Origin of the sequence: Lactobacillus hamsteri DSM 5661 = JCM 6256, from assembly GCF_000615445.1 — a bacterium.
GTDB lineage: Bacteria > Bacillota > Bacilli > Lactobacillales > Lactobacillaceae > Lactobacillus > Lactobacillus hamsteri.
In genome coordinates this window covers 1-21,581 of record NZ_BALY01000002.1, presented here as the reverse complement: position 1 = coordinate 21,581, position 21,581 = coordinate 1, and the positions used below count along the sequence as shown (strand labels likewise).

The window sequence follows — 21,581 nt, the reverse complement described above, 5'->3', positions numbered from 1 at the left end:
TTACTCTAAGGCATTTGCACCACTGATAATTTCAGTAATTTCAGTAGTAATTTGTGCCTGTCTTGCACGGTTTAACTTAGTAGTTAAATTATCAACCAAATCATTAGCATTGTCAGTTGCACTTTGCATAGCTGTCATTGAACTAGCATGCTCAGCTGTTTTTGCATCCAAAATAGCTCCGTAAATAGTTGAACGAGCATATTGTGGAAGCAAACTTGTTAAAACAGTGTTAATGTCAGGCTTAATATCATATTCTAATTCTTGATGTGCTTCAGCTTCTTTAACACCAATATCAAGATCAACAATTGGCAACATTTTTTCAACACGGAATGCAGATGAAAGCGAGTTAACATGGTGAGTGTAACAAACATATAACTCATCATAAACACCATTCAAATACATTTTAATTGCTGTTGAAACGATTGGTAAAACTTCATCAAAGGTTGGAACATCTGAAATGCCAGCTTTTTCGTAAATAACATTAACGTTATTTTTCTTAAAGAACTGTGCACCTACTGAACCAACCGCTAAAACCTTAACATCCTTATTTTCGGCTTTTGAATCTTCAAAAAGACCCATCATATTCTTCAAAACTTGGCTATTATAAGAACCAACTAAGCCACGGTCACCAGTAATAACTAAATAACCAGTAGACTTAATTTCTTTACGTTCTTGAACCATATCGGAAGTAATACCTAAACCAAAAACATCAGCATAATCAAGTTTAGCAATATTCTTTTCGTCAACTGAAACATTTTCACCCTTTAAGTGATCAACAATTTGAGAACTCATAAGATGAGAAACTGTTTTTCGAATGTGATCGTTATATACTGTATAACCTTTATCACGTTTTTCAGTTTGACTTAATTTTGATGCCGAAACCATTCTCATAGCTTCAGTAATTTTACCAGTTTGTTTAACTGAAGCGATTTTTTTCTTCAACTCAAGTAAAGATGCAGGCATAATCTACCTCCTAATTCTTACTTGGTGAAAAACTATCATTAAATTCCTCAATAGCTGCTTGCAACTTCTTTTCGTCTGGTAATTCACCAGTTTCACGAATATGCTTAAGCAAGTCAGCGTGACTACTATCAAAGTTGTCGTAGATTTCACTTTCATAACGAGCAATATCTTCAACTGGAATTGAATCTAAGTAGCCATGAGTCAATGCATAAAGAATCAAAACTTGCTTTTCAACTGGAATTGGATCATGAAGTGGTTGCTTCAAAACTTCAACAGTTCTACGACCACGATTCAATTTAGCTTGTGTAGCTTGATCCAAATCACTACCGAATTGGGCAAAGCTTTCAAGTTCACGGTATGCAGCAAGGTCAGTACGCAAAGTACCTGCAACCTTCTTCATAGCCTTAATCTGTGCATTACCACCAACACGAGATACTGAGTTACCAGCATCAATGGCTGGACGAGTACCTGCAAAGAACAAATCACTTTGTAAGAAAATCTGTCCGTCAGTAATTGAAATTACGTTAGTTGGAATATATGCAGAAATGTCTCCCGCTTCGGTTTGGATAAATGGCAATGCAGTCATTGATCCTCCACCCAACTTATCGCTCAACTTAGCACTACGTTCAAGAAGACGTGAGTGCAAGTAGAAGACGTCACCTGGGTAGGCTTCACGACCAGGCGGACGACGGAGAAGTAAGGAAAGTTCACGATAAGCAACGGCTTGCTTAGACAAGTCATCGAATACGATTAATACATCCTTACCATTGTACATAAATTCTTCACCCATAGCAGTACCAGCATATGGTGCAATATAAAGCATTGGTGCTGGTTCACTTGGGCCGGCTTCAACAACGATAGTATAATCCATCGCACCGAAGCGTTTTAAAGTTTCAACTTGAGTTCTAACGGTTGATTCTTTTTGACCAACTGAAACGTAAATACAGATTACGTCTTTACCCTTTTGGTTCAAAATAGTATCAATAGCCAAACTAGTTTTACCTGTCTTACGGTCACCGATAATCAATTCACGCTGACCACGACCAATTGGTACTAAAGCATCGATAGCCTTAATACCAGTTTGAAGTGGTTCATCAACTGATTGACGGTCCATAACACCTGGAGCCTTAGCTTCAATAGGACGAGTCTTATCCGTCTTAATTTCACCTAAGCCATCAACTGGTTGGCCCAAAGGGTTAACAACTCTACCGATAAGTGCGTCACCAACAGGAACTCGCATAATTTGACCGGTTCTTTTAACTCGGTCACCTTCACGAATATCGTCAAAGTTACCTAAAATAATGATACCAACATCATTAGATTCAAGGTTTTGGGCAATACCGTAAGAGCCATTTTCAAATTCCAATAACTCATTAGACAAAACATTGTTAAGTCCGTGAGCTCGGGCGATACCATCACCTACGTAAGTTACAACACCAACTTCATTGACGTCGAGCTTATTATCGTAGTGTTCAAGTTGTTGCTTGATCAAAGAGCTAATTTCTTCCGCTTTAATGCTCAATGGTTTCACCTCTTTTAGTTTTCATCAATTAATTGCGCACGGATCTTTTTCAGCTTATTTTTAACTGAACCATCGATCACGCGATCTTTTACTTGTAAAATCACGCCGCCTAAAATACTTGGATCAACTTGATTCTCAAGACGCACAGCATTTAAATGATATTTCTTTGCAAAACTATCACCCAAACGCTTAAGTTGATCATCATCTAATTTCACTGCTGTAGTTGCAGTTCCGGATGCGATCGACTTTTCCTGATCATAAAAGTCATTGAAACGATCAATAATCGGAATTAAATAAGCAAATCGATCATATTCCAACAAAAGATTTAAAAATCCTTGGACTTCATCAGAAAAACTTTCTTCAATTACTGATAAAGTCTTTTTCTTTTCACCTTTATTTAAAATAGGATCACTTAAGACTCCAATGATGGCTGGATTAGCTTCTACAGCTTTTTTCAATTCAGCCAATTCTTCATGAACAGAATCTAAGACTTTCATGTCTTGCGCATAGCCGAACATAGCAGCGCCGTAACGTGCAGCTATTTCTTCTCTACTTAAAGCCATTAATCATTCAGCCCCTTAATAAATTGGTCGACTAAATCTTTTTGGTCTTCAGCAGATAAATTCTTAGCAATTACTTTTTCAGCAATGGCTACAGAAATGTCTGCAACTTGTCCACGTGCATCATTCAAAGCATCAGCCTTAGCTTGCTTAGCATCAGCTTCAGCCTTTTTACGAATGGATACAGCATCATTATTTGCATTCGCTACGATTTCGTCGCTTGCTTTTTGCGCATTAGTTTTTGCGTCAGAGAGAATTTTGGTTGCTTCTTTTCTTGAATCCTTCAAAGCTGCTTCACGTTCATTGACTAAAACTTCAGCCTTTTTACGATCACTAGCTGCAGAATCCAAGTCTTCAATAACTTTTTGCCGCCGTTTTTCCATCATTTCTGAGACAGGGCCCCAGGCATAATGCTTAACTAAAAGCAATAAGATGGCAAAAACAATAAGATACCAAATAGTATTACCTAGGTATATATGTGAGGCTGCAAATAATGTTTCTAAAGTCATTTACTGCCCTTCTCTCTTTCTCTATCCTAATTCTCGATATTAAAACTAAAAATTAAAGGAAGAGGATTAAGAAAGCAACAACAATAGCTAAGATAGGAACGGCTTCGATCAAACCAACACCAATAAACATTGTTGCTCTCAAGTTGCCGGCACTTTCAGGTTGACGAGCCATACATTCAATGGTCTTTGAAATAACCTTTCCGTTACCGAAGGAAGCAGCTAAGGCTGCTAAACCAGCTGCAATAGATGCAGCAAGATATTTAAATGCTTCTGACATAAAATAAACCTCCAAAAATTATTCTTTTGTAACTTTCTTTCCAATATAAACCATTGAAAGAGTTACAAATACATATGCCTGGATAGAGCCAATGAAGACAGAGAAACCTTGCCAAATCATGGCTAATGGAGCTGCTAATACTAATGTAACAGGACCGCCGCTCATAGCTAAACGATCACCCAATAAAGTTAGCAAAACTTCACCAGCATAAATATTCCCGTATAAACGCAAAGACAAGGTTAAAAAGTTGGTAAATTCTTCAATTATGTTAATTGGAAGTAAAAAGCCAACTGGAGCAGTATAATTCTTCAAATAACCGCCCACACCAAATTTTTGCACTCCAAACGTGAATGAGAGAAGCAAGGTCATCATTGCAAACGACATTGTCGCTACTGGATCTGCAGTTGGTGATTTAATAACCATCCAGTCACCCACTTTGACTTCTAAGAACATACCTAATTGGTTCATAAACCAAATAAATAGAAATAGAACAAATGCATAAAGTGAAAGGTGCTTTTGCGCATCTGGATCACTAACGTTATCTTTAACAATTCCGTTAGTGAAATCAAGCAAATACTCAATCACATTTTGTTTTTTATTTGGTCTCATTTCAACTTTCTTAGAAAGCCAAATGCAGACGAACAGTACTGCTAGTGCCATTAGCGTTGAGCCTAAGATCCCTACAAGATCAAATTTTAAGCCCAAGAACTCAAAAACAAATGATTTCTCCATTACTTCGTGACCTCCCTTCTTTGTGCTGAATAAAACTCGACACGCTTATCATCTTAACACCAAAAAAACTTTTTGTGAAAATTGTAAGCGCATTTAAGATTATTTTTTAATTTAAACTTACAGAAAAGGGAAAATTATTTTGTACCAAATAATCTGTCACCAGCATCTCCCAATCCTGGGAAAATGTAGCCATTATCAAGCAACTTTTCATCTTCTGAAGCAGCATAGATATCAACATCTGGATGTGCTTCTTGAATTGCCTTGACACCTTCTGGTGCTGCAACTAAAACAGCCAATTTAATTTCCTTAACGCCACGCTTCTTCAATGCGCTAATTGCGTCAATAGCTGAACCACCAGTTGCAAGCATTGGGTCAACAATTAAGCATTCACGTTCTGAAACGTCTTTTGGCATCTTGCAGAAGTATTCGTGTGGCTTTAAAGTCGTTTCATCACGGTACATACCAATGACACCAACTTTTGCAGAAGGTACCATTTCAAGAACACCATTAAGCATCCCCATACCAGCACGTAAAATTGGCACAATAGTCAATTTCTTACCGGCAATTTCCTTTTGGGTAGTTTTACCAACAGGAGTTTCAATTTCAACATCCTTAAGTGGTAAATCTCTAGTGATTTCATAGGTCATTAAACCACCAATTTCGCCAACAATTCTACGAAATTCGTTAGAACCTGTTTCTTTGCGACGAATAATTGTCAACTTGTGTTGGATCAATGGGTGATCTAAAACTACAAATTTTCCCATATTGCTACAGCCTCCTAAATATTAATTAAAGTAACATCATCATTATTTTATCAAAAAAGCAAAGGGTTTAAAGCCCTTTGCTTGTATTTATTTATTAAAATGATGTCCAGCAGCTGCTTTATTCAAACGATTCATATATGCCAAGCTTTCTTCACCATCATAAAAGCCTTGAACATAAATTTGTTTAATATTATCTTTATCGTCAAAATAGCGTAACCCGCCAAATAAATTATGATCCGCATCAACCAAATCATTACCCAAATTAAATTTATTTTCATCAGGCAAATCAATTTTAGCTAATTGATCCTTAAGTGCCATTACACCAATATTTTCGTTAAAATCAACCTTAGAGAAATCATTAACGTCATCAACAACTACTACAGGAGCACTTGGCGCATAATGACGATATTTCATTCCTGGTGCCTTTGGAATTTCTTTATCTGATACTTTACCAGTATTAATTAATACCTTTTCACCTAAAACTTCACTAAGTTCTTCAGGAGTGATTTCACCTGGACGAAGAACAATTGGAGTTTTAACAGAAAGATCAATAATTGTTGATTCAAGGCCAACACGTGTAGGACCACCATCAATAATTCCAGCAATTTTACCCTTTAAATCATGGTAAACGTGTTGGGCAGTAGTTGGACTAGGCTTAGTTGAAGTATTAGCCGATGGACCAACAATTGGATAACCTAATTTTGAAATCAAATTATGAGTAAGCTCATCATCTGGGCAACGAAATGCAACTGTATCAAGACCACCAGTAACTGCATCAGGAAGAGAACCAGGCTTAACGAACAATAAAATTGTCAATGGACCTGGCCAAAAATATTTGATTAATTTTTCTGCTCTTTCTGGAACTTCTTTCGCATAGCGACGCATCATTTCTTCATCAGAAACAGTTACAATCAAAGGATTATCACTTGGACGACCTTTAGCTGCATATACGCCTTTAACTGACTTTTCATTAGTTGCAATTGCGCCTAATCCATAAACAGTTTCGGTAGGAAAAGCAACTAATTCACCCTTTGCTAATAAATCAACTGCATCATCTAATTGATCTTTAGCAAAAATCTTTGTTTCCATTATTTTTGCCACCTTCCATGAACCATACGTGGCTTACCAGCCATATCTTTCTTAAATTCTATATCAAAATCAGGTAATTCTTTAGCAAATAATTCTTTTAATTGAGCTTCTTCACTAAATCCAAATTCCATGAAAAATTCTCCGTGACTATTTAAATGTTCACGAACTTGCTTAGCAAATTTTTCATAAAAACTAATACCATCTTTCCCACCAAATAAAGCTTCCTTAGGCTCATTATCAAGGACATTTTGATCCATATCCTTTTTTTCGCTTTCTTTAATATAAGGTGGATTAGAAATAATTTTATCGAACTTAGCAAGACCGATTAAACAATTAGCTTTACGTACTAAAGCATCGATATCGTATGTTAAAAGATTTTCTTCTGTCGTTCTTAAAGCAGTATCCGTAATATCAGAAACCGTGAACTTTAAATCCTTTAAGCCCATTTTTTCAGCTTCTTTAGCCAAAGCAACAGTAATACATCCCGATCCTGTTCCCAAATCAAGAATACTGTCACCATCATTTAAATGCTTTAAAGTCCATTCAACTAATTCTTCTGTTTCAAAACGCGGAATTAACACGCCACGTTGGACTTGAATTTTATAACCAAGGAACCATGCATAACCAAGAATATATTGCGGAGAAACACCCTTAGCAAGCTTTTTAATGTCTTTATTTGCTTGCTTAACTTGATCATCTGTCAAAACCATATCTTGCTTCAATTCAAATTCGCTTGGAGTTAGATTAAGACGCTCTGACAATACATAATCAATATCCTCTGGCAAAGTATTTTCAGCAGTTTCTCCCGCTTTAATTCGGATTTCTTTTAAAGTTTTAGGCATTTTGATCAGCTAACTCCTCTAATTGCTTAGTTTGGTTGTAAAGAATAAGTGCATCAATTATTTCTTCAAGTTCACCATTCATTACACGATCAAGTTTGTTAATAGTTAAACCAATACGGTGATCAGTAACACGGTTTTGAGGATAGTTGTAAGTTCTAATTCTTTCAGAACGGTCACCAGTACCTACAGCATTTTTACGCTTAGCATCATATTTATCACGGTTTTGACTTTCATAGTAATCATAAACACGTGACTTCAAAATTTGCATAGCCTTTTCACGGTTTTGTTGTTGACTACGTTGATCCTGCATTGCAACTACAATACCTGTTGGAAGGTGAGTCATACGAACCGCACTGGAAGTCTTGTTAATGTGCTGACCACCGGCACCACTTGAACGATAAACATCGACACGAATATCTTTAGGATCAATATCAATATCAACTTGTTCATATTCAGGCATAACTGCAACTGTAGCAGTTGAAGTATGAACACGACCTTGGGATTCAGTTACTGGGATTCTTTGAACACGGTGGGCACCATTTTCATACTTAAGTTTTGAGTAAACCTTATCACCAGTAATCATAATAGCCACACGCTTGTAACCGCCGACTTCAGTTGGTTCTGAATCAACCATTGAAACATTCCACCTTGACGTTCAGCATACTTTTCATACATTCTAAGCAAATCACCAGCAAATAATGAAGCTTCATCACCACCGGCAGCACCACGAATTTCCATGATAATATCTTTATCATCGTTAGGGTCTTTTGGAAGCATCAAAATCTTAATTTGATCTTCAAGTTCAGGAAGTTCTTTTTCAAGTTCATTATTTTCTTCCTTAGCCATTTCGACTATATCAGGATCAGATTCACTAGAAATAATTTCTTTATTATCGTTAATTTCTTTTTGATTTTCTTTATATTTCTTATACTTTTGAACCACTTCACGAAGATCGGCTTCTTCTTTTGAAATCTCCATGTAGCGCTTAGTATCATTAATAACTTCTGGGTCAGCCATCATTTCTTGAAGTTCTTCGTAGTGAGCAACAAGGCCTTCCAATTGCGCCATAACTTTATCCATAAAAATAACTCCTTTTTTATTAAAAACTATTTTCTATTCTTATCAGGATGGAAATAGTGAAAACGACAAACGGGGTAATAACTTTCGTCTCCGCCAATTTGGACTTGCTCGCCTTCATAAACAGGACGTCCATTATTAATTCTCAAATTCATAGTTGCTTTATGACCACAATAATGACAAATTGTTTTCATCTCTTCAATTTTATCAGCATAGATCAATAAATTCTCGCTGCCTTCAAATAAATGATTTTGAAAATCATTTTTTAAGCCGAAGGCCATGACCGGAATATTCAACTCATCAACAATTTTAGCGCATTCTAAAACATGATGCTTTCTTAAAAACTGTGCTTCATCAATTAAAACACAAGCAATCTTGCCAGCGCCATCAGCCACATCTTTTTGACTATTTTTTTCAACATAATCAAAAAGATTCATCTGATCATCAACTGGAATGGCTTTTCGATGCAAGCCAATTCTTGAAGCAACTGTTCCTACTCCGCTTCGATTATCAAGTCCACTAGTCATTAATGCAATTTTTCGTCCTTGAGCTTCATAATTATGAGCCACTTTAAGGATTTCAATAGTCTTTCCACTACTCATTGCACCATATCTGAAAAATAACTGCGCCATTGCGACTCCCCTTTATTCAAATATCCGATTATATAGTATAGATTAAAAATCAAATTTATGCATTGAAAGAAACGTAAAAACCTCGTTTTAAATCCATCGATATGCTATAGTAAAAATTAGTTTTAAGAGTGAGGGATTATACATGAATCTAAAATCAGGCATAGCAAAAATTGCTGGTAAATCTTCATATTGGTTCTTGCATAATGTTTTAAAAGGTGGCACAAGCTTTCCTGGCAAACTTGCAATGAAGATTGATCCAGAAGTGTTGAATTCATTAGCTAAGGGATACGAAACAATCATTGTTACTGGTACTAACGGTAAGACAATGACAACAGCCTTAATTGTTGAAGCATTAAGAAAAAAGTATGGTGACGTTTTAACTAATCCATCTGGTTCTAACATGCAACAAGGTATTGTTACCGCATTTCTTGCTCACAAGCATAAGCACAGCACAAGAAAAATTGCTGTTTTGGAAGTTGATGAAGCCAATGTAAAAATGGTTACCCAGCTTCTTCATCCTAAGACTTTTGTTTTAACTAACATTTTCCGTGACCAAATGGATCGCTACGGTGAAATTTACACAACCTATGAAAAGATTGTTAACGGAATAAAATTGGCTCCTGATGCTAAAATTATCGCTAATGGTGATGCAAGCATTTTTTCATCCGTTGAATTACCTAACGAAAAAGTATTTTATGGTTTCAAATTGCCAAATGATAAGGTAGAAAATGACTTCAAAGCTCCTGTTAACACGGATGGCGTTCTTTGTCCTAAATGTGATCACATTTTACACTATCACGAAAGAATCTATGCAAACTTAGGGGACTTCTTCTGCCCTAATTGTGGTTATCACAGACCTGAATTGAAGTACACTGTAAACGAAATTATTGATCAAACACCAAATGGCCTTAAATTTAAGATGGGTAAAAAAGATTACTCAATCAATATTGGTGGTACTTACAATATTTATAATGCATTAACTGCTTATTCAGTTGCCAGAGAATATGGCTTAAGTGATGAGGAAGTCGCTCAGGCCTTTGCTGAAAATAAGCGTATCTTTGGTCGTCAAGAAATGATCAAATATGCCGACAAAGAGATTGATTTGATTTTAGTTAAAAATCCTGTTGGTTTAGACGAAGTTTTACATATGTTAAATACTGAAAAAGATGATTATTCTTTAGTAACTTTGCTTAATGCCAACCATGCCGATGGTATTGATACTTCTTGGATTTGGGATGCTGACTTTGAAGGATTAAACAGAGATAAAATTAAAAAGACCCTTGTCGGCGGTCAAAGATGGCACGATATGGGCTTTAGATTAGAAATTGCTGGTTTTGAACCTGGCAGTATGCTTACAAATCCTGATGATGATAGTTTAATTGAAGAAATTAAGAAACTGCCAACTAAAAAAGTTTACATTCTTTCAACTTATACAGCAATGCTCGCTTTACGTAAGGCAATGGCTGAAAAGAAAATTATTAAGGCAGGTATGTAAAAAAGATCTGGAAAAATCCAGATCTTTTTTAGTCTTCATTTAAATATGAAACCGATCTTTTTACTTCAACTTTCGTTCCGGCAAATTTCTGCTTGATCGTTAACGATACATCATTAACTGCCTTAATCTTATGTTTAGGAAAATCAACTTCAATATGTTTTAGTTTGATACTTGCCATCTTCAACTATCCTTTCCATAAAAAAGCGTCCCTAGAAGTAAAATTTATACTTCCAGGGACGCTTCTTGCGTGTTACCACCCTTTTTTATCTATTGCTCACGCAATAAACCTCACTAACTACTAACATAGCCGGCATTGATAACGCTTGCCAATTTGTAATTAGCTAACTCTCACTAATTATGACCATTTCCAGCCCATATTCACTAAGTCTCTGTTGACTGACTTTCACCCAACGTCAGCTCTCTGTACAACATCCTCTTTAGTTACTCTGCTGTTCAAGATCGTAAAATATTAACTTATTATCTTTTTTATTCAACGACATTTCTATTGAATGGGTCATCTGAAACGCCTTCATTTAAAATCTTCTTGCACCATTCCTTAGCAGAAAAGAGTGAATGATCACGATAATTACCACAAGTCTTTATAGTAGTTCCGGGTACATCTTTCCATTCAATATTATCTCTAATTTCTTCTAAACTAGACTTCAGTGCCTTAGCAACTTCTGTTGTACTTGGCGTTCCCCAAACTAAAAGGTGAAAGCCTGTACGACACCCAAATGGTGAACAGTCAATATAACCATCAATGCGATCACGAAGCAAACTTGCTAATAAGTGTTCAACTGTGTGCAATCCACCAGTTGGAATAGCATTTTCATTTGGTTGAACTAAACGCAAGTCAAAGTTAGAAATTTGATCGCCCTTCTTGCCTTGTTCAACTGTAATTAACCGAACGTAAGGTGCCTTAACTTTAGTATGATCTAATGTAAAACTTTCAACTTTTCCCATAATGAATTTATCCTTTATTTAAAATATGTTTAACTATTCTATTTCCAAATACTATTAGCGGTTGATTCAACCAACTTGATTTTTGCCCATTCTTGGTCTTCGCTTAATTGATTACCTTCTTCGGTTGAGGCAAATCCACATTGAGTACTTAAAGCTAGGTGATCTAAATCATGATATTCACTTGCCTTTTTTACTTTCTGCTCCAGGTCAGCCGCTTTTTCTAAATCGGGTCTCTTACTAGTAACTAGGCCTAAGACTACTTCTTTATCAGCCGGAACCTTGGCTAATGGTTCAAAACCACCAGAACGTTCATCATCGAACTCTAGGTAAAAGGTATCGACATTTTCTTTAGCGAAAACATAGTCTGCTACCGGAGCATAGCCACCTTTGGCTGCCCAAGTTGAGTGATAATTACCACGACAAATATGGGTTGAGAGGCGCAAATCCTGAGGTAAATCTTGCAAGGCTTTATTGTTCAATTCAAGATACTTTTGTTCTAGATCTTCACGATTGAAACCTTGCTTAACCATTGTTGCCCAAAAATCATTGTCAACTACCATACCCCAAGTACAATCATCAATCTTAAGATCCCGACAGCCTGCTTTGTAAAGCGCAATAATCAAATCATGATAAGCTTGCTCAACATCCTTAAACAAATCGGCTTCATTTGGATAGTACTTCTTCACTGCAGCCACGTTTTCAGGTCCTCTGACAAGTTCAGCATAAAATTGGGCCGGCGCAGGAATACTTTGTCTTGCTACCACGTCAGCATCTTTAGTCAAGTTGCGTAAAAACTTGAAGGCCTCCAAATCTGGATGATCACCTGCAAAACGAATTTTACCGTTTACTTGTGCTGAATCGTTACGTGTTTCTTCATCATGGAACAGATAACCTTGTTTTTGTGTAGTATGGGAGATGCCATCAAAGCCCCAAAATGTATCAAGGTGCCAGTAGCTTCTTCTAAATTCCCCATCAGTTACTACTTTTAATCCCTGGTCAATTTCTTTCTTAACTAATTCCGCAATACATTGATTTTCTACTTCACGCAACTCATAAAGTGAGAGCTTGCCTGCAGCAAAATCTCTTCTAGCTTCTTTTAATTGAACTGGTCGTAAAAAACTACCGACGATATCATAATGTAAATTTTTCATATTATTATCTCCAAAATCAAAAATATTTTAAACTACGTTTTTTATTTAACAATTAACAGTCCAATAATAATGAGGACTAACCATGCTAAGATGCACATTCGTTTGAAGGCCGTCTTAAAGTCGATCTTGCTAATTGCCAAATGTTTATTTTCAATTCTTCCCATATGATTAATCCTCCTTTCCAATTGGTAAACAAAAAAGCGCCTCTAGAAAAGCATAATTTACTTTTCTAGGGACGCTATTAAACGTGTTACCACCCTTATTCAACTCTGCTTCACAACAAAGTCCTTACTAAGTACTCCTTCAACGGGATATACTCGAACGAGGTAACGATCGTTAAACGTAAATTGCTTACCAAATGGCTTGCTCTTTAGTCAGCTCCGAGACCATCTTCATCATCCTTAATAACATCGTCTTTCACCTAACACGACTCTCTGAAGAAATCTTGAATGATTACTCATCTCTTCTAAGCTTTCTTTAATTTTGTTGTAATTATACTATTACGATTAAAAGATGCTGTCAATATTTTTTTGCAATAAAATCAAATTTATTTTTCATTTTTTATTTAGGCAAAATAAAAATGCCTTAATACTGGGCTTTTGAAGCTTTCAGCATTAAGACATTTTCTCATCATTGGGATATTGGGGCTCGAACCCAAACATCCAGGAACCAGAAACCTGTGCCTTACCAATTTGGCTATATCCCACTAAAATCACCCGTACGAGAATTGAACTCGTAACTCCACCTTGAGAGGGTGGCGTCTTAACCATTTGACCAACGGGCAAACTTAACAGTGATAATTATGCTTGTTTCTTCTGGTCTTGTCAAGTTCTTTTCTTTATAATGAATTTTATTAAGGATGATATTATGATTGATTATTTAGCTACTCAAAATTTAATTGAATCTATGGTTACTTCTCGTGTAGTGCCAGGAGTTAATTACGCATTTATTAAAGGAAAACAAGTTTTCACATCAACAGTTGGCTTCGCTAGCATTTATCCTCAAATTACTCAGCTTAGCCCCTTTGCAGAATATGATTTAGCCAGTTTAACTAAAGTTCTTGCCACAGAAAATGTCTTGTTAAAATTATACGATCAAGGCAAGTTAAACTTTACCGAGCCACTCCATAAATTTATTCCTGAGTTTAAGGACGAACGAATTCGGCTGTTTCATTTGCTTACTCATACTAGCGGTATTCGAGGCTGGATCCCTAATCGCGACAAATTAGGACACGATGAACTTCTTGATGCAATTATTCACTTACCAGTTACCGATGAATTTAACACTAAAATGCGCTATGCAGACACAAATTTCATCTTGCTAGGTTTAGTAGTCAAAACCATCTTAGGAAGGCCTGTACAAGAAGAAGCGATGAAAGAAGTTATTGAACCTATGGGGCTCAAGCATACGACCTTTTATCCCAAACCTAGCGAGTGCGTTCCAACCGCTCTTGTTAACGGTGATGTTTTACAAGGCATGCCTCATGACCCTAAAGCTCGACAATTAACAAGTGATTGTGGCTCCGCAGGATTATTTTCATCTTTAGATGATTTAATCAAAATTAGCAAAGGCTATTTAGGGTTAGATAAAGATATTTTACCTTATAGTCAAAATACCGTTAGTTTATTATTCGATAACAAAAATCCAAGCAATGTTAAACCACGTTCATGGGGCTGGGACTTACGTTTTGATCCAAAGTATAATTATCCAATCATTCTTCATACGGGATTCACTGGAACCTTGATTATCTTAGATCGAATAAAGCAAAGCGGGCTTATTATGCTTACAAATCGCGTACATCCATCAGGACATAACCTAATCTTCTTGGCTTTACGTGAAAAAATTATTCAAAGCTTTATTGAAGAAAATTCAAAACAAAATTAAAAAGACGGCTGGTGTTCAGTCGTCTTTTTTCTCACCTATTTCAAACATTCACTTTTATTATAGTATATTTTTAGTGAAATGTACTAGTATTAAATTAATTATTTTTCTTATTTTCTAATTTAAACATTCGCCAATAAGAAATAAGAATGATTATGCTTAATAAGCTCGTAAAACCAAATGCAGCTTGACTACCTTGAGCGGTTAATTGTGCATATGAAGCCCCACCTTTACTTTGCCAAACAGCAATAATTGAAGCCATAATTGTTGTACCAACTGATCCAGCCAATTGCTGACTAGTTTGACATACAGCTGTTGCGTCTACTCTTAACGATTGAGGCTGACAGTTTAATGATTCAGCCATTGTATTGCTAAATGCCATTCTATGCCCCAACATTAAGAAACCATAGACTATAACAATTAATAATGAAGTTAAATGTAAACCAAATAGCCAAAATAATACGCAACTTATTGCTAACGTTGTTCCACCCAAAAATAATGGAAGTTTAGCACCTACATGATCATATATATTGCCAAATAATGGATTTAGTACTCCTGCAATGATACTACCGGGTAAGAGTATTAGACCACCTACCAAAGATGTTTGATGACCTACAATTTGGACATAATTTGGCAAGACAAAGCTTGTTCCAATATTAATAAATTGAAGTAAAAAGTACGCTATTGCTCCATAGACAAATGCCCTTTGCTTAAAAACCGCTAAATTAAGTAGCTTTTTTGTTGAATTTTTGGAAAGTTTAATAAAAATATATAAAAGCGTGATTGATAAAATCAAAAATACCCATAAATAAATATTTTTAAGACCATGACTTATTTGATTCAAGACTAATATTAAGCAAGTAAAAGCACCAGCCAAAACTATAAAACTTAGCCAATCAAAACCGTTTTTCTTTTGATCATGATATTTTCCAACTACGAATAAACCCGCAATAAACACAATAAGAGCAAAAACAGTTACTGTATAAAAGATTGCTCGCCAATTTATTGATTATATGCCGGAGAAAACACGGGATTTCAATCCCGTGATGAATCCGGCTTTTTCTTTAGTTTTTTTGCTTGTTCCCATCCTTTCTTGAACATATGTTTGATACAATATTACGAGAAGGAAGGAACAAATGTGCTGAAGGGAATCAAGTTAAGGCTCTATCCTAACAAAACCCAGCAAGACCAGCTTGAGCAGATGTTTGGCAATGATCGTTTTGTCTGGAACCAGATGCTGGCTATGATGAATGAGCGCTATCAGAATAATAAGGATTTGCCTTTTTTAGGCAAGTTTAAACTGAATTACCTGCTTAAGCCGCTTAAGAAAGAATATCCCTTTTTGAAAAACAGCGATTCTTCAAGTCTGCAGCTAGTTAATGAGTTTCTAACCCAGTCTTGAAAAAACTTCTTTCAAGATAAAAGCGGCAAAATTGGCAAGCCGCGCTTTCATTCGCGCAAGTATTTGAAGAAGTCTTATACTGGCAAGTCTATCATAAAAGTTGCTGGCAAGCGATACCTGAAGATCCCTAAGTTGGGTTATATTAAAACCAGTAAAACAGGGTTTTTGGAAGGTGCTAAAATCAAGCGTTATACGGTTGTGCTTGAACCAACGGGCAAATATTATCTGTCTCTGCAGGCAGAAGTGTCTGAGCCTCAAAAGCATCGCCTAACTGGCAAAAAGCCCAAAAGCTAAAAGCCAGATATCAAGCCAAAGTGGCTAATCAGCGTAAGAATTATCTTCATAAGCTAACAACTCATTTGGTCAAGCAGTATGATGTAATTGTTATTGAAGATTTGAAAACCAAGAATCTTCAACACAATCACTGCCTGGCCAAATCAATCGCCAATGCCTCATGGCGGACGTTCAGACAAATGCTGGAATATAAATGTAAATGGTACGGTAAAATACTAATTGCCGTAGATCCCAAAAACACCTCCAGAATTTGTTCAGAATGCGGCTATAACAGTGGCGCCAAGCCATTAGAAATTCGTGAATGGACTTGTCCTAAGTGTCAAGCTAGGCATGACCGGGATATTAACGCGGCAGTTAATATTCTGCATAAAGCAAAGCCAACTGGTCAGGGACTGGCCATGGTAAAGAGCTAAGTTCTGTGAGTTAGGTATTTGAGCAATCAATATAAGATCCTAAACACTACTTGGTGTTCCCAGAAACCCGGCACTTTAGTGCCGGTGTAGTTCATATAATAAGTAATTGCTCCACCAAAAACCGGTCCCAATGTAGGTGCCATAGCAATTATCAGGCCCGCGATTCCCATATACAATCCCCATTTTTTACGAGGTAAAATTTCAATAATCAAATTAAACATCAATGGAGTTGCTAAGCCAGCTCCTAAAGCTGAAATCAAACGACCAATTAATAAGATATAAAATGTGGGTGCTATAGCACTTATCAAGCTACCTACCATAAAACCCAAACAAGCACAAATAAACAATTGTCGAGCAGAAAATCGTTCATTCAAATACGACGAACAAATCATAATAATTGCTATCATTAATAAATAGCCTGTTGTAGTCCACTGAAGGATATCCAAACCAACATTTAACTGTTTCATTATTGTTAGAAAAGAAACATTCAAACTTGTTTCCGTTAAAATCCCAACAAAAGATATAAAGGCCGTGGATAGAACAGCTAAAATATTCTTGATTTTCTATTGCATAAGAACTCCAATCTATTTCAAACAAAAAGAGTAGAAACCAAAATAGTTTCTACTCTTTCTTTGATAACTGAGCATACGCGAATTAAAGACGTTTAGCTAAATCATCATGTAAATCTTCGTAACCTGGCTTGTTAAGAAGACCAAACATGTTACGCTTGTATTCTTCAACACCTGGTTGGTTGAATGGGTTAATACCATTCAAGTAACCAGAAATAGCAATAGCTAATTCGAAGAAGTAGATCATGTAACCCAAAGTGTGTTCAGTTTGATCTGGAATGTTAACAGTCATTACAGGAACACCACCATCAGTGTGAGCTAAAACAACACCTTCGTAAGCACGATCGTTTACGTAGTTCAAGCTCTTGCCTTCCAAGAAGTTAAGTTGATCCAAGTTCTTTTCATCGCCTGGAATTTCAACATCGTGGCGTGGGTTTTCAACACGGATAACAGTTTCGAATAAGTTACGTAAACCTTCTTGGATGTATTGACCAAGTGAGTGTAAATCAGTAGTAAAGTTAGCGCTTGATGGCCAAATACCCTTTTGGTCCTTACCTTCTGATTCACCCATTAATTGCTTGCACCATTCACCAAACATTCTAAGGTTTGGTTCGTAGTTTTCAACAATTTCAGTAGTGTAACCCTTACGGTAAAGAATGTTGCGAAGTGCAGCATATTGATATGGTGAGTTCTTGCTTACATCAGTATCAGTGTATTCTGCACGAGCATCTGCAGCACCCTTCATCAAAGCATCAATATCAGCACCAGCAGCTGCGATTGGAAGTAAACCTACAGCAGTAAGAACACTGTAACGACCACCAATATCATCTGGAACTACGAATTCTTCGTAACCTTCTGCGTCAGCTTCAGTCTTCAAAGCACCCTTAGCACGGTCAGTAGTTGCGTAAATTCTCTTAGCAGCTTCTTCCTTACCATACTTCTTTACTAACTTATCCTTAAAGATTCTGAATGCTACTGAAGGTTCAGTAGTAGTACCTGACTTAGAAATTACGTTAATGCTGAAGTCCTTGTCGCCAACCCATTCAATAAGGTCGTAAAGGTAAGAACCTGAAAGTGAGTTACCACAGAATACAACTGTTGGCATATCAGTCTTTTCCTTACCGTAGAAGTTGCTGTTCAAGAATTCAATTGCAGCTTGAGCGCCAAGGTAAGAACCACCAATACCAATACATACTAAAACTTCTGAATCGCTTTGGATCTTCTTAGCAGCTTTTTTAATACGTGCAAATTCATCCTTGTCGTAATCAACTGGCAAATCAAGCCAGCCACGGAAATCGCTACCTGCACCAGTGCCATCACGAAGTTCAGCATCTGCAGCATTTACCATAGCTTGCATTTCACTTAATTCATTTTCATGAACAAATGGAGTTAATTTACTACTATCAAAATTAATTAAACTCATAAATCTGCTTCCTAACTAAATAAAATTATTTATTTCACAAAACCATTTTAGCAATCTTACCAGCTGAATACCAGTGTCAACTCCAAAATTTAAAATTTATTTTTTATCCGCTTACTTAGTTGATACAATAAGTATCCGATAAACATACCAATGGTGTTAAAAAATACATCATCAATATCTGATACGCCCGTTCCTAATAAAAATTGTAAAGTTTCAATCAACATAGAAAAAAGCATCCCGCCAATAATAATTCTCCAAAAAGTCTGCTTTTTTGAAAAAACAATTGGTGATAAAAACCCCAGTGGCAAGAAACAAAGAATATTTCCAAAGCAATTATAGATAAAATCCACTCTGCTTTGAGCATAAAGCAATTTCCAAGTTTCCTTCATAAATACCAAATTAACATCACTCAATGGACGATGAAAATTGAAATTTAATTGCCACGGAAAATACGTATTTCTAAAAGTAGTAAGCATCAGAATTAAGATAATATAAAAAGCCAGCAGCCACACACTCATTTCAGATTTAATCGTGCGACGATGTCTAACTGCTAAAAGCCAAATTAATCTTAAAATTGCAAAAATCAAAAAATATAAAATAGTTTTATCAATTGCCATTAATGTTAATTTGATCAAAGCAAAGTGATTAATTCTCATTGCTAAATGATCTGCTAATAATTTATATAAGGGTCCTAAAAAAAGCATGCTAGCACTTATTCCTTTAATTATATCTTTCCATTAAATTATACCCATTTTTTATTCAATAAAATATTAAGAAAAAACTAACTCTGCTTATAACATTGTCTAAAATCATTTGAACATATAAAATTAATCTATATTAAGGAGGATTTCGTTTTGAATAAGAGAAATCTCATTGATTTTATCCAAACTCGCACTGGCTTTTTAACATTGCTGGTATTGCTTTTTTGGATTAAATACATTTTTGTTGCTTATTGTGATTTTAACCTGGGCTTATCTGACCCTTACCAGCACATAATTATGTGGCTCAGTCCTCTTCCAACTGCAATTTTATTTACAAGTATAGGCTTTTATTTCCCTAAGCCTATCGTATCTTATATTGGCATGCTGGTGATGGACTTTCTAAACACAGTCTTACTATTTGCAAATGTTTTATACTATCGCCAATTTTCAGATTTTTTAACAATAAAAACAATAATGAATACAGGAAAAGTAGCACCGGGACTTGGAAAAAGTGCTGTTTCCTTACTTCATCCAACTGATATTTTTATTTGGCTGGACCTGATTATAATTATTGCTTTATTAATTTTAAAAAAGATAAAAATTGACCAAAAATCTTATGGACTTTCAACGCCTTTTGCAATTACCTCTTTTGGAATGTTTTTGCTCGGCTTGAACATGTTCTTAGCAGAATCATCAAGACCGCGCCTTCTTCGCAACACTTTTGATCGTTCTTATGTAGTTAAATATTTAGGTTTAGATACATACACTGCATATGACGGAATTAAAAGTGCACAGAGCGTTCAAGTTACCAAAAATGCTAATGCTTCAGATTTAAATAAAATTCTAAATTATACGCAAAAGAATTATTCTGCGCCTAATTCAGCTATGTTTGGAAAAGAAAAAGGAAAAAATGTTATTATCATTCACCTTGAAAGTTTCCAACAATTTTTAATTAATCTAAAAGTAAATGGAAAAGAAGTTACCCCATTTCTAAATTCTATTTATAAAAATAAAAACACTGTAAGCTTTGATAATTTTTATCATCAAGTTGGCTTAGGTAGAACCAGTGACGCAGAAACCATGCTCGAAACTGGAACATACGGAATTTCTGATGGTTCATTGTTTACTTCATTAGGTTCAGAAAATACTTTCCAAGCAGCCCCACAAATTTTACGCCAAGATGGCTACACTTCCGCTGTCTTCCATGGTAATGTGGGTACTTTTTGGAATCGAAACGACGTTTACAAAAATTTAGGCTATAATTACTTCTTTGATCAAAACTACTTCAGTAATGCTCGAACAGATAAGATTGGTTACGGTTTAAAAGATAAGCTTCTATTTTCAGAAAGCGTAAAATATCTTGAACAAATGCAACAACCTTTCTATGCTAAGTTCATTACAGTTACAAACCATATTCCATTCTCGATGGATGCCGAAGATTTAGATCCCAACTTCAAAACTACCAATACTCGGGATACAACTATCAATAATTATTTCGAAACGGCACATTATTTAGATCAGGCCGTACGCGAATTCTTTACTTATCTTAAAAAAGCAGGTCTATATAAAAATACAATGATCGTAATTTATGGAGATCACTACGGATTAAGCAATTCAGAAAACGAAACTTTGGCTCCAATTATTGGTGAAAGCTCTGATACCTGGAACACCTATAATAATGTTCAAATGCAACGTGTACCATTTATGATTCATTCATCGAATTTAACAGGCGGTATAAACCATGAAGTTGCCGGTGAAATCGATGTTTTACCAACCTTGCTTCATCTTTTAGGAATTGATACTAAAGATTATGTAGAATTTGGTAATGACTTATTTTCACCTAACTACAAAAAATGGCTGGTCTTTAGAAACGGAACTATTGTAAGTGATAAATACATTATCGTAGGCGGAAAAGGAATTAAAGGAACAGTTTATGATCGAGCAAATGGTAAACAAATAATCAATTTTACGCCAATTGAGAAAAAAGAAATTGCTGAATTAAGCAAAAAAGCGAAAAAATCGCTTAAATATTCAGATTTATTAAATAACCATAACTTGCTTCGCTTCTATACTCCAGTAGGCTTTGTTCCTACTAATCCGAACCAATTTGATTATCTAACCAATTATCAGCAAATGATCCAATTAGAACAGCAACTTGGTAAAAGATCTACTTCTCTTTACAGTCAAAAACATAAATCTACTTCATCCTTGTATCAAACAGATGCTCCACAACTAAAGAATCGTAGAACTGAAATTACCCAAGTTCCTAAAAATGTGTTGGATAATAAATTAACTACAAAGAAATCTGATAAAGCAAAAAAA

General features: G+C 35.7%; 20 protein-coding genes, 2 tRNA genes, 3 pseudogenes and 1 other annotated feature. Of the genes and pseudogenes, 4 read left to right on the top strand and 21 right to left on the bottom strand.

The window, feature by feature from the left end:
- From JCM6256_RS00685 to JCM6256_RS00635, 11 genes and pseudogenes are all read right to left on the bottom strand, one after another.
- On the bottom strand, positions 1–963 hold the full coding sequence (locus JCM6256_RS00685) for a F0F1 ATP synthase subunit gamma (protein ID WP_025079929.1): 963 nt from the start codon (positions 961–963) through the stop codon (positions 1–3).
- 10 nt (positions 964–973) lie between these two features.
- Positions 974–2,485 (bottom strand): F0F1 ATP synthase subunit alpha, encoded by a 1,512-nt coding sequence (atpA, locus tag JCM6256_RS00680; RefSeq protein ID WP_025079928.1) that lies wholly within the window; start codon positions 2,483–2,485, stop codon positions 974–976.
- 14 nt (positions 2,486–2,499) lie between these two features.
- Entirely contained in the window at positions 2,500–3,048 is a 549-nt protein-coding gene (atpH, locus tag JCM6256_RS00675) for an ATP synthase F1 subunit delta (RefSeq protein WP_025079927.1), read from the bottom strand.
- Entirely contained in the window at positions 3,048–3,554 is a 507-nt protein-coding gene (atpF, locus tag JCM6256_RS00670; RefSeq protein ID WP_025079926.1) for a F0F1 ATP synthase subunit B, read from the bottom strand. The genes atpH and atpF overlap by 1 nt, the downstream gene beginning before the upstream one ends.
- Positions 3,555–3,606: 52 nt before the next feature.
- Complete coding sequence (gene atpE / locus JCM6256_RS00665) at positions 3,607–3,831, bottom strand: F0F1 ATP synthase subunit C (protein ID WP_025079925.1); 225 nt, start codon at positions 3,829–3,831, stop codon at positions 3,607–3,609.
- An 18-nt stretch (positions 3,832–3,849) separates the two neighbouring features.
- Entirely contained in the window at positions 3,850–4,563 is a 714-nt protein-coding gene (gene atpB, locus JCM6256_RS00660; protein ID WP_025079924.1) for a F0F1 ATP synthase subunit A, read from the bottom strand.
- Between the two features lie 134 nt (positions 4,564–4,697).
- Positions 4,698–5,327: a uracil phosphoribosyltransferase gene (gene upp, locus JCM6256_RS00655; protein WP_025079923.1), complete on the bottom strand. Its 630-nt coding sequence runs from the start codon at positions 5,325–5,327 to the stop codon at positions 4,698–4,700.
- Positions 5,328–5,414: 87 nt separating this feature from the next.
- Positions 5,415–6,416: an L-threonylcarbamoyladenylate synthase gene (locus JCM6256_RS00650; RefSeq protein ID WP_025079922.1), complete on the bottom strand. Its 1,002-nt coding sequence runs from the start codon at positions 6,414–6,416 to the stop codon at positions 5,415–5,417.
- Complete coding sequence (gene prmC, locus JCM6256_RS00645; protein ID WP_025079921.1) at positions 6,416–7,258, bottom strand: peptide chain release factor N(5)-glutamine methyltransferase; 843 nt, start codon at positions 7,256–7,258, stop codon at positions 6,416–6,418. Before prmC ends, JCM6256_RS00650 begins: the two co-directional genes overlap by 1 nt.
- A pseudogene (gene prfA, locus JCM6256_RS09340) lies at positions 7,251–8,338 on the bottom strand (peptide chain release factor 1). Before prfA ends, prmC begins: the two are co-directional and overlap by 8 nt.
- Before the next feature lie 26 nt (positions 8,339–8,364).
- On the bottom strand, positions 8,365–8,967 hold the full coding sequence (locus tag JCM6256_RS00635; RefSeq protein ID WP_025079920.1) for a thymidine kinase: 603 nt from the start codon (positions 8,965–8,967) through the stop codon (positions 8,365–8,367).
- A gap of 142 nt (positions 8,968–9,109) precedes the next feature.
- On the opposite strand from JCM6256_RS00635, the gene JCM6256_RS00630 reads away from it, so the two are divergent.
- Positions 9,110–10,462 carry a Mur ligase family protein gene (locus JCM6256_RS00630; protein ID WP_025079919.1) on the top strand — a complete coding sequence of 451 codons (1,353 nt, stop codon included), beginning with the start codon at positions 9,110–9,112 and terminating at the stop codon, positions 10,460–10,462.
- 28 nt (positions 10,463–10,490) lie between these two features.
- Here the strand turns inward: JCM6256_RS00630 and JCM6256_RS10545 are convergent, their stop codons facing one another.
- The 6 genes from JCM6256_RS10545 to JCM6256_RS00600 all read right to left on the bottom strand — a co-directional run bounded on the left by JCM6256_RS10545 (position 10,491) and on the right by JCM6256_RS00600 (position 13,360).
- Positions 10,491–10,640: a hypothetical protein gene (locus JCM6256_RS10545; protein WP_155833135.1), complete on the bottom strand. Its 150-nt coding sequence runs from the start codon at positions 10,638–10,640 to the stop codon at positions 10,491–10,493.
- Positions 10,641–10,691: 51 nt separating this feature from the next.
- Positions 10,692–10,928, bottom strand: a binding site (T-box leader).
- A 20-nt stretch (positions 10,929–10,948) separates the two neighbouring features.
- Positions 10,949–11,425: an S-ribosylhomocysteine lyase gene (locus JCM6256_RS00620; protein ID WP_025079918.1), complete on the bottom strand. Its 477-nt coding sequence runs from the start codon at positions 11,423–11,425 to the stop codon at positions 10,949–10,951.
- Positions 11,426–11,463: 38 nt separating this feature from the next.
- The gene (locus JCM6256_RS00615; RefSeq protein WP_025079917.1) at positions 11,464–12,576 is read right to left on the bottom strand and encodes a 5-methyltetrahydropteroyltriglutamate--homocysteine S-methyltransferase; all 1,113 of its coding nucleotides are present in this window, start codon (positions 12,574–12,576) and stop codon (positions 11,464–11,466) included.
- A 41-nt stretch (positions 12,577–12,617) separates the two neighbouring features.
- Positions 12,618–12,740, bottom strand: a complete 123-nt coding sequence (locus tag JCM6256_RS10795) for a hypothetical protein (protein WP_269079374.1) — start codon at positions 12,738–12,740, stop codon at positions 12,618–12,620.
- A 469-nt stretch (positions 12,741–13,209) separates the two neighbouring features.
- Positions 13,210–13,282: transfer RNA gene (locus JCM6256_RS00605), tRNA-Gln, on the bottom strand.
- A gap of 6 nt (positions 13,283–13,288) precedes the next feature.
- Positions 13,289–13,360 (bottom strand) — tRNA-Glu (locus JCM6256_RS00600).
- Between the two features lie 83 nt (positions 13,361–13,443).
- On the opposite strand from JCM6256_RS00600, the gene JCM6256_RS00595 reads away from it, so the two are divergent.
- Positions 13,444–14,460 (top strand): serine hydrolase domain-containing protein, encoded by a 1,017-nt coding sequence (locus tag JCM6256_RS00595; protein ID WP_025079916.1) that lies wholly within the window; start codon positions 13,444–13,446, stop codon positions 14,458–14,460.
- Between the two features lie 94 nt (positions 14,461–14,554).
- Here JCM6256_RS00595 and JCM6256_RS09335 read toward each other — a convergent pair whose 3' ends face one another.
- Positions 14,555–15,415, bottom strand: coding sequence for an MFS transporter (locus JCM6256_RS09335; protein WP_051545862.1), 861 nt, complete (start codon positions 15,413–15,415; stop codon positions 14,555–14,557).
- Between the two features lie 143 nt (positions 15,416–15,558).
- On the opposite strand from JCM6256_RS09335, the pseudogene JCM6256_RS10450 reads away from it, so the two are divergent.
- Positions 15,559–16,566 (top strand): annotated as a pseudogene (locus JCM6256_RS10450) (RNA-guided endonuclease TnpB family protein).
- Between the two features lie 86 nt (positions 16,567–16,652).
- Here the strand turns inward: JCM6256_RS10450 and JCM6256_RS09325 are convergent.
- The 3 genes and pseudogenes from JCM6256_RS09325 to JCM6256_RS00565 all read right to left on the bottom strand — a co-directional run.
- Positions 16,653–17,126, bottom strand: a pseudogene (locus JCM6256_RS09325) (MFS transporter); the annotation flags it as partial.
- A 94-nt stretch (positions 17,127–17,220) separates the two neighbouring features.
- Positions 17,221–18,558, bottom strand: a complete 1,338-nt coding sequence (locus tag JCM6256_RS00570) for a glucose-6-phosphate isomerase (RefSeq protein ID WP_025079913.1) — start codon at positions 18,556–18,558, stop codon at positions 17,221–17,223.
- Positions 18,559–18,647: 89 nt separating this feature from the next.
- The gene (locus tag JCM6256_RS00565) at positions 18,648–19,262 is read right to left on the bottom strand and encodes a VanZ family protein (protein WP_025079912.1); all 615 of its coding nucleotides are present in this window, start codon (positions 19,260–19,262) and stop codon (positions 18,648–18,650) included.
- Between the two features lie 150 nt (positions 19,263–19,412).
- Here JCM6256_RS00565 and JCM6256_RS00560 point away from each other — a divergent pair.
- Positions 19,413–21,581, top strand: a 2,169-nt coding sequence (locus JCM6256_RS00560) for an LTA synthase family protein (protein WP_025079911.1), incomplete at its 3' end; no start/stop codon positions are given.

Bases quoted from the DNA above. Each gene is read 5' to 3' on its own strand.
- JCM6256_RS00570 (WP_025079913.1), bottom strand. From the start codon at position 18,558: ATGAGTTTAATTAATTTTGATAGTAGTAAATTAACTCCATTTGTTCAT.
- atpE (WP_025079925.1), bottom strand. From the start codon at position 3,831: ATGTCAGAAGCATTTAAATATCTTGCTGCATCTATTGCAGCTGGTTTA.
- prmC (WP_025079921.1), bottom strand. From the start codon at position 7,258: ATGCCTAAAACTTTAAAAGAAATCCGAATTAAAGCGGGAGAAACTGCT.
- JCM6256_RS00685 (WP_025079929.1), bottom strand. From the start codon at position 963: ATGCCTGCATCTTTACTTGAGTTGAAGAAAAAAATCGCTTCAGTTAAA.
- JCM6256_RS00635 (WP_025079920.1), bottom strand. From the start codon at position 8,967: ATGGCGCAGTTATTTTTCAGATATGGTGCAATGAGTAGTGGAAAGACT.
- atpH (WP_025079927.1), bottom strand. From the start codon at position 3,048: ATGGCTTTAAGTAGAGAAGAAATAGCTGCACGTTACGGCGCTGCTATG.
- JCM6256_RS00595 (WP_025079916.1), top strand. From the start codon at position 13,444: ATGATTGATTATTTAGCTACTCAAAATTTAATTGAATCTATGGTTACT.
- JCM6256_RS00650 (WP_025079922.1), bottom strand. From the start codon at position 6,416: ATGGAAACAAAGATTTTTGCTAAAGATCAATTAGATGATGCAGTTGAT.
- atpB (WP_025079924.1), bottom strand. From the start codon at position 4,563: ATGGAGAAATCATTTGTTTTTGAGTTCTTGGGCTTAAAATTTGATCTT.
- JCM6256_RS00615 (WP_025079917.1), bottom strand. From the start codon at position 12,576: ATGAAAAATTTACATTATGATATCGTCGGTAGTTTTTTACGACCAGTT.
- upp (WP_025079923.1), bottom strand. From the start codon at position 5,327: ATGGGAAAATTTGTAGTTTTAGATCACCCATTGATCCAACACAAGTTG.
- JCM6256_RS00630 (WP_025079919.1), top strand. From the start codon at position 9,110: ATGAATCTAAAATCAGGCATAGCAAAAATTGCTGGTAAATCTTCATAT.
- JCM6256_RS00620 (WP_025079918.1), bottom strand. From the start codon at position 11,425: ATGGGAAAAGTTGAAAGTTTTACATTAGATCATACTAAAGTTAAGGCA.
- JCM6256_RS10545 (WP_155833135.1), bottom strand. From the start codon at position 10,640: ATGGCAAGTATCAAACTAAAACATATTGAAGTTGATTTTCCTAAACAT.
- atpF (WP_025079926.1), bottom strand. From the start codon at position 3,554: ATGACTTTAGAAACATTATTTGCAGCCTCACATATATACCTAGGTAAT.
- JCM6256_RS10795 (WP_269079374.1), bottom strand. From the start codon at position 12,740: ATGGGAAGAATTGAAAATAAACATTTGGCAATTAGCAAGATCGACTTT.
- JCM6256_RS00565 (WP_025079912.1), bottom strand. From the start codon at position 19,262: ATGCTTTTTTTAGGACCCTTATATAAATTATTAGCAGATCATTTAGCA.